Origin of the sequence: Acinetobacter sp. YH12144, assembly GCF_013418345.1 — a bacterium.
In the GTDB taxonomy this organism is placed as follows: Bacteria; Pseudomonadota; Gammaproteobacteria; order Pseudomonadales; family Moraxellaceae; genus Acinetobacter; species Acinetobacter amyesii.
This window is the reverse complement of record NZ_VPCD01000013.1, coordinates 84,867-97,721: the sequence shown is the minus strand read 5'-3', so window position 1 is coordinate 97,721 and position 12,855 is coordinate 84,867. Positions and strand designations below refer to the sequence as shown.

Sequence of the window (12,855 nt, the reverse complement as noted above, 5' to 3'; positions counted from 1 at the left end):
GGAGTCTTACATCTAGGGTTTAAATAAAGGGATTAGCCTTCGGCTGGAGGTACTTTTGTTTCGGCAAAAGTACCCAAAACCATTGTCATCCGCAAAACTCGTTCACTACCGTCAAATTATTCAAAGCATTGCAAAAACATTTTTGATTAGAAGTAGTCCTGTCTCAAACACTTGCGGATGACCTTACCGTGTATCATTCTTTTATTTGAATCGATACGGATCTACTGATGAAAATTGTGTGGAAAGATCCGTTAAAATAGCCTGCATTGTCAGGCTATTTTTTATGGAAACAAATATGTCACAAGTCCAGTGTCCATGTGGCAAAGGTGAGTATGCTAGCTGTTGTCAGCCCTTACATGCGGGGCGTGAAAATGCACAAACTGCAGAGCAGTTGATGCGTTCACGTTATAGTGCATTTGCACAACATGAGATTGATTATATTGTACAAACAACTGCAATTGGACAGCAGCAAGCCTTGGATGTGAGTGCCATTGCAGCGTGGAGTCAGGCCAATCAATGGTTAAAGCTCGAGGTGGTACAAGCCCAAGAAAAGCTCGATAAAAATCATGCTCAAGTTGAATTTAAAGCCCATTATCACGATGGGCAGCAAGCGCAGGTACATCATGAAATTTCACACTTTGTGAAGTTCGAGCAGCGCTGGTATTTCCTTGATCCGACCACAGAGATGCAAATCACCATGAAGCAACCCTGTATTTGTGGTTCTGGACGAAAATTTAAACAATGTTGTGCGCAATTTTTATAACATTTGAGCAGATTTAGCTTAGAATAGCGCGCATCTCAACCCTCAGTGGAAGAAGGGCGATGTTACTTACCGTTATTTATATTATCGCAATCACGGCAGAAGCAATGACAGGTGCATTGTCTGCGGGTCGGCGGAGTATGGACTGGTTTGGGGTAACATTGATTGCCTGTGTCACGGCACTGGGGGGCGGTTCGGTTCGTGATGTGCTGCTTGGGCACTATCCACTGACTTGGGTTAAGCATCCAGAATATCTCATGCTGACCTGCTTTGCTGCATTTGTCACCATCCTGATTGCAAAGTGGATGCGTCATCTTCGTAATATCTTCTTGGTTCTCGATGCCTTGGGTCTCATTGGTTTTACCATTATTGGCTGTCAAATCGCTTTAGAAATGGGACATGGTTTTGTGGTTTCTGCGGTAGCAGGGGTACTAACTGGTGTCTCTGGCGGTATTTTACGAGACATTCTATGTAACGATGTCCCGCTGGTGTTCCGTCGTGAACTTTATGCCAGTATTTCTTTTGTGTCCGTGATTTGTTATTGGCTCTGCATTGAGATTGGCTTATCGCTAGAATTGACCGTCATTGCGACGCTCATTTTCGGTTTCACCTTACGTCTGATCGCCATTTACTTTGGCTTAGAAATGCCTAAATTTATTTATAAAGATGATGATGATCAGTCAGTATCTTCAAAAGATTTGTCGTAGCCGCGTTGCTATAACATCACATTAAAATGCTAAAAAGACGGATCAATGGTCGGTCTTTTGCATGGATCTATACTAAAAAACGCAAAATCATACATCCTGTTGGGAAAGCAGTGTTCATCCTTCCACCAGTTCAGAGATCTTGTTATGGACTTAGTCTCACGTATACAACGCTTACCCATCGGTAAGTTTCACTACACTTTACTTTGGGTTATTGGCCTTGGCTGGATGTTTGATGCCATGGATACGGGACTCATTTCCTTTATCTTAGCGAAAATGGCTGAAGATTGGGCCATGACGCCAAATGATAAAAGTTGGGTGGTTTCGATTGGTTTTGTTGGGATGGCGATCGGCGCGGTGTTTTCTGGAGGACTGGCAGATCGCTTCGGCCGAAAAACAGTCTTTGCATGGACATTGGTGATTTATAGCTTAGCCACCGCTGCATGTGCGTTTGCACCTAATCTAACTTGGTTGTTGGTATTTCGTTTTATTGTCGGCTTAGGTTTAGGTGGACAACTCCCAGTCGCGGTGACTTTGGTCAGTGAATATATTCCAGCGCATGTGCGTGGCCGTTTTATTGTCTTACTAGAAAGTTTTTGGGGACTGGGCTGGTTGGTTGCTGCATTGGTCTCACGCTTTATTATTCCTGATTTTGGCTGGCATGCAGCGTTCTTGATTGGCGGTATTCCTGCGTTATATGCGATCGTGATTTGGAAAATGGTGCCCGAATCGGTGCCTTATTTGATTAACCGTGGACGTTTTGATGAAGCACACGCATTGGTGAAAAAGATTGAAGCCAAATGTGGTGTGCAAGTTGTTGAAATTTTTGAGGTCAAACCGGTTGCAGAAAAGCACAACATCAGTTTTTCACAGCTTTGGTCAGGCATTTTTGCACGTCGTACTTTAATGCTTTGGCTCATTTGGTTCGGTATCGTTTTTTCTTACTACGGTATTTTTACGTGGTTACCAAGTTTATTGGTCAAAGAAGGCTACACCATTGTTCAATCCTTTGAATATGTCTTGGTCATGATTTTGGCACAATTGCCGGGTTATATTGCAGCGGCATGGTTGGTCGAAAAATTGGGTCGTAAAGCTACTTTGGCGGGCTTCATTGGGATGTGTGCCATTTCGGCATATTTCTTCGGTCAGTCTGGCAGTGTGACAGAGATTGTGATTTGGGGCTGTTTAATGTCTTTCTTTAATCTCGGTGCTTGGGGCGTACTTTATACCTATACACCAGAACAATATCCGGCCAATATTCGTGCCTTTGGTTCGGGCTGGGCGGGTGCCATTGGTCGGATCGGGGGCATTGCCGCGCCTTTTGCTGTGACACATATGATGGATATGGATCATGGTTTTAGCTATGTCTTTATGATGTTTACTGCAGTCTTAATTGCAGTTGCCGTGGTGATTCTGGTTTTAGGTGAAGAAACCAAGGGCAAAACTTTAGAATCCATCGGTCTATAAAGACTGTTGAATTTTTAGTTGATCATGGTGAATAAAATGGATATTTTTACGCCATAAGACACAATTTGTCGCAGAGTGTTAGATCATCCCCTTGTATAGGGGACACCTGCGACATAGCATAAGAACCCAATAAAGAACGAACAATTTAGGATTACAGGTTGTTATGACAAGCCTTGCGCATCATGCGACAGAAAACCGTTCCGTAGCAGAATTTACCGAACAAGCATATCTCAACTACGCCATGTACGTGATTATGGATCGTGCATTGCCACATATCAGTGATGGTCTAAAACCCGTTCAGCGTCGTATCGTCTATGCGATGAGTGAACTCGGGTTAAAGCCAACGGGTAAGCCAAAAAAATCTGCACGTACGGTTGGTGATGTACTGGGTAAATACCATCCTCACGGTGACTCAGCTTGTTATGAAGCTATGGTACTCATGGCGCAGCCGTTTAGTTATCGCTATCCATTTATTGAAGGTCAGGGAAACTGGGGCTCACCAGATGATCCGAAATCCTTCGCAGCGATGCGATATACCGAAGCGAAACTGTCTGCTTATAGTGATTTATTACTGTCAGAGTTAGGACAAGGGACCTGTGATTGGCAGGATAACTTTGATGGTTCGATGAAAGAGCCAGTGAATTTACCGGCACGTGTTCCAAATATTTTACTCAACGGCACAACGGGTATTGCTGTGGGTATGGCAACGGATATTCCACCGCATAACTTACGTGAAGTGGTGAAGGGTACGATCGCCTTAATTCGCAATCCTAATTTAACCGATGAAAAAGTCGCAGAATATATTCCTGCACCTGATTTGCCTACACGTGCGGAAATTATTAGTTCTCCAGAAGAATTACTTAAAATTCAAACCACGGGTCGCGGTAGTTATCGAACTCGTGCGGTGTACAGCATTGAGAAAAATGAAATCGTGATTACGGAGTTACCGTATCAGGTTTCAGGTTCGAAAGTGATCACGCAGATTGCAGATCAAATGCAGGCGAAGAAGTTGCCATTGGTCACGGACTTACGTGATGAGTCAGATCATAAAAATCCAACACGTTTAGTGATTGTCCTGCGCTCGAATCGTATTGATGCTGAATCGGTGATGAGTCATCTATTTGCAACCACTGACTTAGAGTCGAGCTATCGTGTCAATATGAACATGATTGGCGCTGACGGTCGTCCGCAAGTGAAATCAATCCGCCGTATTTTGTTGGAATGGATTGAAATCCGTAAAAATACCGTAACACGTCGTTTGACTTATCATCTGAATAAAATTGAAAAACGATTACATATACTTGCAGGCTTGATCATTGCCTATCTGAATATTGATGAAGTGATTCGTATTATTCGTGAAGAAGATCAGCCTAAACCGGTGTTGATGACGCATTTTAATATCGATGAAATTCAGGCCGAAGCGATTTTAGAACTTAAGTTACGTCATTTGGCAAAACTTGAAGAAATGGAAATGCGCCGTGAACAAGAAGAATTGGAAGCCAAAGCAGCCATTATTCGTGAACAATTGGCGAACCCTGAGTCATTAAAAGCACTGATCATTAATGAACTTAAAGAAGATGCGAAGAAATTTGGTGATGACCGCCGTTCTCCAATTGTGAAACGTGCAGAAGCCCATGCGATTAATGAACAAGATATGCTTCCTGCTGATCCTGTGACTGTGGTGTTGTCTGAAGCGGGTTGGATTCGCTCGGCGAAAGGTCATGAAGTCGATGCTGAGAACTTAAATTTCCGTGCAGGTGACCAATATCTCAGCCATGCGCAAGGTAAATCAAATCAACGCGTTTATGTCTTAGATGATGCCGGTCGTAGCTATGCTTTGGGCATCAATACTTTACCATCCGCGCGTGGTTTAGGTGAGCCTCTGAGTTCTAAACTTGCACCTGCAAGTGGTGTCGGCTTTAAACAAGTATTTATTGCTGAAGATGAAACAGAAGTCTTGGCGATGAGTAGTAAAGGCTATGGCTTTAAAACCCAAGCCAAAAACCTCGATACCAATGCAAAAGCGGGTAAAGCCTTCCTTAGTTTATCTGAAGGCGCGGCGGTCATGAATTTAACAGCGATTGAGAATGCAACACATCTTGCACTCCTCAGTTCTGCGGGTCGTTTGCTGTTGGTTGAACTTGATGAATTACCAGTATTGAATAAGGGTAAAGGTAATAAATTGATACAACTTGAGGAAAAAGATCAAATTGTATCCATGACAACTTTGAATTTAGATGAAATAATTCAAGTGCTTGCAGGAAATCAACAATTAAAGCTTAAAGGCGACGATCTGCAAAAATATGTGGGTAAACGTGCATCGAAAGGCGTGTTGTTACCACGTGGATATCAAAAAGCAAATAAACTGTTCATTCAAAGATAATACTAGCATCCATGGAACGAAATACGTTATATATGCTGTTATTCGTGAAATGGATGCAATATTAAGCACAAACAAGTTAAATAATGACCGCTTAATATTGAAAAAAAACAGTTGGATTACTAAGGATTACGACAGGAGAATTGGGCGTTATGGAAAAGATTTGGTTCGCTGAATACCAAAAGACAGGGATTCCAGAAACTGTAGAATTACCCGCAGAAAATACCTCATTGGTCGATATTTTTGAGCGTAATTTTCAGAAGTTTGGCTCAAGAGATGCCTTTATCTTCATGGATAAAGTCTTAACTTTTAAAGAACTTGATGAAGCAAGCCGTAAATTTGCAACCTATTTGCAAAGTTTAGGTTTGGCACAAGGTTCACGCGTTGCAGTTATGATGCCGAATGTTCTTCAATATCCTGTTGTTGCATTAGGTGTATTCCGTGCTGGACTGGTATTGGTCAACGTGAATCCACTGTATACCTCTCGTGAGCTTGAGCATCAATTGAATGACTCTGGAACAGAAGCTCTTGTTATTATTGAAAACTTTGCATCTGTTTACCAAGCGATTATTGGTAAAACCCCAGTAAAACACGTGATCGTGGCATCTGTGGGCGACATGCTCGGTACACTGAAAGGTACATTGGTTAACTTTGTATTACGTTCAGTGCGTAAACAAATTCCAGCTTGGAACATCCCAGGTCATATTCGCTTTAATGCAGCAATGTCTAAAGTGAGTGCAAATAATTACAAGCGTCCAAACCTGACTTTAAGTGATACTGCGGTACTTCAGTATACTGGTGGTACAACTGGCGTATCTAAAGGCGCAGAATTGACTCATCGTAACCTTGTGTCAAACATGTTGCAGTGTGATGGTATTTTCCAAAGTAAATTTGGTCAGCAAGATGGTCAGCCAGATGATCGTATCTTCTGTGCATTACCGCTGTATCACATCTTTGCATTTATGGTGTGTGCACTTTACGGTATGTACAAAGGTCAGGCAAACGTATTGATTCCTAACCCGCGTGATCTACCTGCGGTAATGAAAGAATTACGTAAATACCAACCTTCATTCTTCCCAGCAGTGAATACATTATTCAACGCTTTGGTGAACAATGAAGAGTTCAAGCAACTTGACCACAGCAAGCTAAAAATGGCGATGGGTGGTGGTATGGCAGTACTTCCTTCGACTGCAGAAGCGTGGAAGAAAGTTACCGGTACCAATATCATCGAAGGTTATGGTTTATCAGAAACTTCACCTGTTGCAACTGCAAACCCTCCAGCATCAATGGAATTCAGCGGTACGATTGGTATTCCATTGCCACTGACTGAAGTTGCTATTTTAGATGATGATGGCAATGAAGTTGCTCAAGGTGAGCAAGGTGAAATTTCGATTCGTGGTCCTCAAGTCATGAAAGGCTATTGGAACCGTCCAGATGAAACTGCCAAAGTAATGACGGCGGACGGTTTCTTCCGTACAGGTGACATTGGTGTCATGGATCCACGCGGTTATGTGAAGATTGTAGACCGTAAAAAAGACATGATTTTGGTATCGGGTTTCAACGTTTATCCTTCTGAAATTGAAGAAGTTGTTGCAAAACATCCAAAAGTACTAGAAGTTGCTGCGATTGGTGTTCCTGATGAAAAATCAGGTGAAGTACCTAAATTATTCGTTGTGAAAAAAGATCCATCTTTAACGACTGAAGAAGTTTTGGCATTCGCAAAAGAAAACTTAACTGGCTATAAACGCCCACGTTATGTTGAATTTATGGATGAATTGCCAAAATCGAATGTTGGTAAAATTCTACGTAAAGATTTGCGTAAAACAGCATAATACAATGCATAAAAAAAGCGCCTTCGGGCGCTTTTTTTATCGCTTTTAATTTAGATCATTAAAGATTACCTTTATTCATCGACCAGCGATCAAAGTAGCGACGTCCTACTCCAAAAACACCTAAGAAGATAAACATCGCGCCGAACTGACGACTAAAGCCAGATTGGTTATAACTGCCATAGGTTAAAATATTGTCGACTAAACAATATAGTGCAATGACAATGACCCAATGCCAAAGGGGAAGTTGCTTGATGGAAACTGCATAGAATGCAATCCACATGATGACAAAGCTGAAAACAGTCGACCATACATTTAAGTTGGCACAGATCACAGCAAGTAAAAATGCAGTCACAGGAATGACAATTTTTAAAACACGATCGACGCGAAGCTGATGGCGTTTTTGCTCTTCAAGAACTTCAAATAATTGATCTTGATCAGAAGTACTCATAGAGGATCCTTTCATCTGCCGATTATAAAAACACTATATTTAACAAAAATTATTCACGAAATGCCATGGTATTATAGCAGCCATAAAAATCTTCCTGAGAAAAAACACATGCACAGCATCAGTGGGATCATCTATCTCATTTTGGCCGCTTGTTTACTGCCATATGTATTTACATTTATTGCGAAGCGAGCTGCAGGTTTTAAGTCAAGTGATAATCAAAATCCACGTGAAGTTTTAGCGCGCTCAACAGGATTGGCGAGCCGTGCACATGCAGTGCAGCAAAATAGTTTTGAAAGTTTACCATTATTTATTGCAGCTATTTTAATGGCTGAATACATGGTGATTCATCAGCAATACATCATGACCTTTGGGATTGCCTATCTCGTTTTACGCGTCATTTATGGGTTATGTTATTTAGCCAATTGGGCAACTTTACGTTCGATCATTTGGACCTTGTCGATGTTGTGCCCAATTTGCCTGATGTTATTGGTCATTAAATTAAGCTAAATGTTCTGCTTGATGATTAAATTATCAGCATGATCGCTAAAATCACAAAAAAAGCGATAAAACCGTTATAATTGTGCCGGATTAAAAGATTTAACTTTGTTTAAAGAGTGATGCTATGAGCTACAGCAATATCCCAGCGGGTAAAGATGCACCAAACGACATCTATGTCATTATTGAAATTCCTGCAAATGCAGCACCAATCAAATACGAAATCGATAAAGATTCTGATGCGTTATTTGTAGACCGTTTCATGGGTACTGCAATGTTCTACCCAGCGAACTATGGTTATGTTCCAAATACATTATCTTTGGATGGTGACCCACTAGACGTACTTGTGGTAACTCCACATCCAGTAGAGCCAGGTTCTGTAATTCGTTGCCGTCCTGTTGGTAAATTGAACATGGAAGATGACGGTGGTGTTGACGCAAAACTCGTTGCTGTTCCACACGACAAATTGACTCCGCTCTATAAAGATGTTCAAGAATATACAGATCTTCCTGCATTATTGATCAATCAAATTGAACATTTCTTCCAACACTACAAAGACTTAGAGCCTGGTAAGTGGGTTAAGTTAAGTGGTTGGGAAGGTGCTGATGTTGCGAAACAAGAAGTACTTAGCTCAATTGAAGCTTACAAAGCTGCGAACAAATAATATTGTTTTAAGCTGAGTATCGTTTTTATATAAAATCGATGCTCATAAAAAAAAACCTGCACAGTGTGCAGGTTTTTTTTTCGCTATCTTAGAGTAGCTGCGAAATTAAAATAATTTCACAGGGATGTCTAAGAATAAACGCCATTCGTTTGTATCACCGATATAGTTACCAGCTTGGTAGTTATCACTTGCGCGGTAGTAAGAATGACGTACACGTAAGCTTGCGTCCTTAGCAAAACCAGATTGAACAGTATATTTCACTTGGTTAAAGAATTCGCGCTCTTGACCTTCTTTTGCTGAATTGTTGACTTTAATATCCCAGCCATAAACGAATGCAGAAGTCCAGTTCAAGCCTGGCACACCATAATCAGTAAAGTTTAAGTTATATTGAACTTGTGCCGATTTCTCATGGTTACCAATAAAGTCAGAAAGGTAAGAGTTGGCTACATAAATAGATTGCGCACCGTCAGCATTGCTACCATAGTCATAACCTGTGTTACCAGTGTTTTGTTGGTAAGCCAGCATGACTGAGTGAGCGCCTTGATTTAATGTACCTGCCAATGACCATAGATTATTGCTTCGGCCATCTACATTTGTAGCACCAAGTGATGAAGAAGAGGTTGAAGCGGCTTTGTCCCATTCTGTGTGATAACCACTAAAGTCTAAATTTAAAGAGCGTTTTTCAGCTAACGGAATAGTGTAATTAGCATTAATGTAATGACGATCCAACGCATTTTTGCTATCTAAGCCATAGTAAGATGCATTAAGTTGGTCGTTAAACTTATATTTTGCACCCCAAACCACAGCACGATCTAGATCGTTACCGTCAGAATTAATTTGGTCTGAATATTGATTCTCTGTGAATTTACCAGCAATAACTTCTAGATTTTCAATTTCACGGCTTTTCGCAAGAACACCAGTGAAATATTCTGGAACCATACGTGCTGTATTAGACGCAAGTACAGGAAGATCTAGAACTTGGGTACCGTATTCAACAGTTGTATTTGATACTCGTGCTTTAACGCTAGCTCCGCCACGCGCCCAATGGTCATAGGCGTCTACATCACCATTTGCATCTTTAGCTCCGCCGTTATGAAGCGGAATCATGCCATTGCCAGCATTATCATTGCTGCCTAATTTGAATGAAGCGTCGCCAGTAACATTTACACCAAAGCCGATAATACCTTTTGTAAAACCAGATTCAAGTTTTACAATCGCAGACTGAGCAGCTGAGCTGGTATCTGTTACTCGTTTTACTGCACTAGTATCATTGTCAATGTAATTGGTTTTGTCACGGTTGATGTAACCTGTACGGAACAATACAGAGCCTTCAGCATCTTCCACAAAGCCTTTAGATTCACTTTGTTCGCTAGCAAAAGCAGTAGAAATAAGAGCAGCGTTTACTAATACTGCAAGTGTTAGTTGTTGAGCTTTAAGCATTGGGAGAGAGCCTCATGCAAATTTGGTTAATATGTAGTGCGATTGTATATTTTTTCTTAAAAAAATCACTATTTTTAATGCGCTTATTACACTAAAGTTAGAAAACATTCAGATCATCGGTCAATCTGTAATAAGCAAATGTTTCGTATGTTATTGTTGTTTAACAAATAGTTTATTTAAATTGAATATATATTAAGCTAAAGAGAAGTTTCTTCATTGCTTATCATAAAAAAATATAAAAAACGGTAAAAACTTTCATTTAACTTGCTGATTTATCATTACTCTTCGCGACAATTTGTGCTGAATTTAAATTGGTATTTTGATCAAAAAGTATAAAAACTGCTGAGGTGCATGGCATCAATGTTCAGGCTAAGTAAGCACTGTTGGCGTGTTTTTTTGTAAATAGAGAATGACTTTTAGCGAAGTCGTCAGAAATGTTTTCCTTAAAATCTAGCTCAATAAAAGATGATAATAATCGTGATAAATACATATAAATTAAAACATTAAATCATTGTTAAAGACTGGAACACGATAAAAGATATTTTATGAATCAATAGCTTATTTTTTACTATTTTATATAATCTTACCTTTGTTTTTAAATGATTTAATTGATCAAAATAAGAAAAAAGGGGCTATACAGTGCGGTAAAATCGATTAAAATCGGCGCTAAATTTTACTCAACCCAATCCACGATCGATCCGATGTGGGGACTAAACATGATTCAATTTTATAAAATAGCAATTTTAAGTATTTTAGTGACCCTAGGTACAATCCCTGCATTTGCAGAACAAACTGAACAAGCCACAACTGCACAAGGGAATTGGTCTGGAAGTTTAGGCGTGGTAAACAAATATGTGTACCGTGCGAGTGAAGAAAATGATCAAGCGGCATTACAAGCCGGACTTGAATATGCACACAACAGTGGGCTGTTCGCGGGCTATTGGGGGTCTACACTCAACTATGACCCTACGGACGACAGTCAGTCACATGGTTTTGAACATGATTTCTATGTTGGATATGGACGTGAACTGAATGAAGATTGGAGCTATAAGTCACAAGTGATGGCCTATGTCTATCAAGGTGGCGGTACTGTTTATAACGACGACCGATCTGAAAAGCGTCGCACAACGGGCGTCGAATTTATTCAGGACATAAGTTATAAAGATTTAACTGCAAGCATGGCTGTATTGTTGTCTGATGTTAATTATGGCAACGCAGGAGATGTATATCTGAATGCTGCTTATAGCTATGCATTACCTTATGATGTTTCATTAAATTCATCGCTTGGTGTTTCTGTTTTTAATGACAGTCGTGATGATAGCCTATTAACAACCACAGAAGATGTGGTGTTCACTGAAGCACGTTTAGGCTTGAGTAAACCGATTGCGGATACTGGATTTGAAATTGCTGCTGACTATGTATGGGGCGGTAAAGATCGTGAAGGCGAGGAATTAGACGATAACGTTGTGGTTGGATTGACCTATTCTTTCTAACATTAACGAGTTGATCGTATTCGGTCATATTTTTGAAAGTGCACAATGGTGATTGTGCACTTTTTTTATGCATTTTTGAGATCGGTGTTGAAAAAATATACTCAAAAAAGCGCATTTTTAAAATCCTGTTACAACTATCAACCTAAGGATTTAAATAATCTGAATAGTTGACAATCTGCATTCTAAAAAAAAATTTAGAGAAAAATAGTTAAATAGAGTAATTAAAAAATAACAAATAAAAACAGTATCTTATATGTTTTATGAAAGCCAAAATCGTGACCTTTATAAAAAAAATATGTGTATATTTTTAAACATGGCACAGCGCTTGCTAATACCTCATTGAGTTCAACGAAATAACCAAAAAATACGTCGTCGCACGATGTGGGGGAACAAACCATGAAATTTGCACTTAAAGCTTTATCAATCGCTGTACTTGGAGCAGCATCGACGTTTACATTTGCTGAAGCACCTGCTTCAGAGCATTCTGTATCTGGAAATATCGGCGTACTGTCTAGCTATAATTTACGTGGTATTACCAATGTGCCTGAAAATAAAGATGCGACAATCCAAGGTGGTTTGGATTATAGCCATGCATCAGGCTTCTATGCAGGTTGGTGGGGTTCAACATTAAACTATGGTGATGACCTACCGAATGGTTTTGAAAATGATTTTTATGCGGGCTATAACGGTTCAATTAATGATGATCTTGGTTACACAGCAGGTCTAACTTACTACTATTACTATGATATTGATACAAGTGATGCAAACGGTTTAGAAACAATGCTTGGGCTAAGCTATAAAGATTTTGGCTTAACAGCGCAAACTTTGCTTGAAGATGTTTCATGGGGTAATGCAGGTGATACTTATATCAAAGCATCATATAGCTATGCACTTCCTAAAGACTTCAGTCTAGATACCGCGCTTGGTTTATATGCATATCAAGATTCAGGTGATTTTGAAGAAAATTTAGGAACAACAGAAAGCTTTGGTTTCCGTCACTTTGATATTGGTCTAAGCAAGCCTTTAGCAGATACAGGTGTTACCGCAAGCATGAATTACACAGTTGGTGGTTATGACCGTGCGGATGAAAAACAAAAGAATAAAGTCGTATTTGGTTTGAAATACGAATTCTAATTTTAAAGAGCATTAAAAATGGCGACCTTAGGTCGCCA

Annotated in this window: 11 protein-coding genes; 9 read left to right on the top strand and 2 right to left on the bottom strand. The window is 40.1% G+C overall.

Annotated features, from left to right (window positions below; all coding sequences use genetic code 11):
• The first annotated feature begins 295 nt into the window (after positions 1 to 295).
• The 5 genes from FTU79_RS10360 (at position 296) to FTU79_RS10340 (ending at position 7,143) form a co-directional block, all read left to right on the top strand.
• Positions 296 to 763 (top strand): YchJ family protein, encoded by a 468-nt coding sequence (locus tag FTU79_RS10360; protein ID WP_180049888.1) that lies wholly within the window; start codon positions 296 to 298, stop codon positions 761 to 763.
• Between the two features lie 59 nt (positions 764 to 822).
• Positions 823 to 1,467, top strand: a complete 645-nt coding sequence (locus FTU79_RS10355; RefSeq protein ID WP_078189475.1) for a trimeric intracellular cation channel family protein — start codon at positions 823 to 825, stop codon at positions 1,465 to 1,467.
• 144 nt (positions 1,468 to 1,611) lie between these two features.
• Positions 1,612 to 2,931 (top strand): MFS transporter, encoded by a 1,320-nt coding sequence (locus FTU79_RS10350; RefSeq protein WP_168378243.1) that lies wholly within the window; start codon positions 1,612 to 1,614, stop codon positions 2,929 to 2,931.
• A 163-nt stretch (positions 2,932 to 3,094) separates the two neighbouring features.
• A complete protein-coding gene (gene parC / locus FTU79_RS10345) occupies positions 3,095 to 5,314 on the top strand; it encodes a DNA topoisomerase IV subunit A (RefSeq protein ID WP_180049886.1) in 2,220 nt (739 codons plus the stop codon).
• A 149-nt stretch (positions 5,315 to 5,463) separates the two neighbouring features.
• On the top strand, positions 5,464 to 7,143 hold the full coding sequence (locus FTU79_RS10340; RefSeq protein WP_180049883.1) for a long-chain-fatty-acid--CoA ligase: 1,680 nt from the start codon (positions 5,464 to 5,466) through the stop codon (positions 7,141 to 7,143).
• A 58-nt stretch (positions 7,144 to 7,201) separates the two neighbouring features.
• Here the strand turns inward: FTU79_RS10340 and FTU79_RS10335 are convergent, their stop codons facing one another.
• Positions 7,202 to 7,591, bottom strand: coding sequence for a hypothetical protein (locus FTU79_RS10335; RefSeq protein WP_180049881.1), 390 nt, complete (start codon positions 7,589 to 7,591; stop codon positions 7,202 to 7,204).
• 108 nt (positions 7,592 to 7,699) lie between these two features.
• Here FTU79_RS10335 and FTU79_RS10330 point away from each other — a divergent pair, with 108 nt between their 5' ends.
• Together FTU79_RS10330 and ppa are read left to right on the top strand one after the other, a co-directional pair.
• Positions 7,700 to 8,098: an MAPEG family protein gene (locus tag FTU79_RS10330; protein ID WP_078189470.1), complete on the top strand. Its 399-nt coding sequence runs from the start codon at positions 7,700 to 7,702 to the stop codon at positions 8,096 to 8,098.
• Positions 8,099 to 8,213: 115 nt separating this feature from the next.
• Positions 8,214 to 8,750 carry an inorganic diphosphatase gene (gene ppa / locus FTU79_RS10325; protein WP_078189469.1) on the top strand — a complete coding sequence of 179 codons (537 nt, stop codon included), beginning with the start codon at positions 8,214 to 8,216 and terminating at the stop codon, positions 8,748 to 8,750.
• 105 nt (positions 8,751 to 8,855) lie between these two features.
• On the opposite strand, the gene FTU79_RS10320 is transcribed toward ppa, so the two are convergent.
• On the bottom strand, positions 8,856 to 10,190 hold the full coding sequence (locus FTU79_RS10320; protein ID WP_180049879.1) for an OprD family outer membrane porin: 1,335 nt from the start codon (positions 10,188 to 10,190) through the stop codon (positions 8,856 to 8,858).
• Positions 10,191 to 10,906: 716 nt separating this feature from the next.
• On the opposite strand from FTU79_RS10320, the gene FTU79_RS10315 reads away from it, so the two are divergent.
• Both FTU79_RS10315 and FTU79_RS10310 read left to right on the top strand, forming a co-directional pair.
• The gene (locus tag FTU79_RS10315) at positions 10,907 to 11,683 is read left to right on the top strand and encodes a TorF family putative porin (RefSeq protein WP_180049877.1); all 777 of its coding nucleotides are present in this window, start codon (positions 10,907 to 10,909) and stop codon (positions 11,681 to 11,683) included.
• Positions 11,684 to 12,079: 396 nt separating this feature from the next.
• Positions 12,080 to 12,817 (top strand): TorF family putative porin, encoded by a 738-nt coding sequence (locus FTU79_RS10310; protein WP_180049875.1) that lies wholly within the window; start codon positions 12,080 to 12,082, stop codon positions 12,815 to 12,817.
• Positions 12,818 to 12,855: the final 38 nt, after the last annotated feature.

Coding starts and splice junctions, on each gene's coding strand:
- FTU79_RS10330 (WP_078189470.1), top strand. CDS start 7,700: ATGCACAGCATCAGTGGGATCATCTATCTCATTTTGGCCGCTTGTTTA.
- FTU79_RS10335 (WP_180049881.1), bottom strand. CDS start 7,591: ATGAGTACTTCTGATCAAGATCAATTATTTGAAGTTCTTGAAGAGCAA.
- FTU79_RS10355 (WP_078189475.1), top strand. CDS start 823: ATGTTACTTACCGTTATTTATATTATCGCAATCACGGCAGAAGCAATG.
- FTU79_RS10350 (WP_168378243.1), top strand. CDS start 1,612: ATGGACTTAGTCTCACGTATACAACGCTTACCCATCGGTAAGTTTCAC.
- FTU79_RS10320 (WP_180049879.1), bottom strand. CDS start 10,190: ATGCTTAAAGCTCAACAACTAACACTTGCAGTATTAGTAAACGCTGCT.
- parC (WP_180049886.1), top strand. CDS start 3,095: ATGACAAGCCTTGCGCATCATGCGACAGAAAACCGTTCCGTAGCAGAA.
- FTU79_RS10315 (WP_180049877.1), top strand. CDS start 10,907: ATGATTCAATTTTATAAAATAGCAATTTTAAGTATTTTAGTGACCCTA.
- FTU79_RS10310 (WP_180049875.1), top strand. CDS start 12,080: ATGAAATTTGCACTTAAAGCTTTATCAATCGCTGTACTTGGAGCAGCA.
- FTU79_RS10360 (WP_180049888.1), top strand. CDS start 296: ATGTCACAAGTCCAGTGTCCATGTGGCAAAGGTGAGTATGCTAGCTGT.
- ppa (WP_078189469.1), top strand. CDS start 8,214: ATGAGCTACAGCAATATCCCAGCGGGTAAAGATGCACCAAACGACATC.
- FTU79_RS10340 (WP_180049883.1), top strand. CDS start 5,464: ATGGAAAAGATTTGGTTCGCTGAATACCAAAAGACAGGGATTCCAGAA.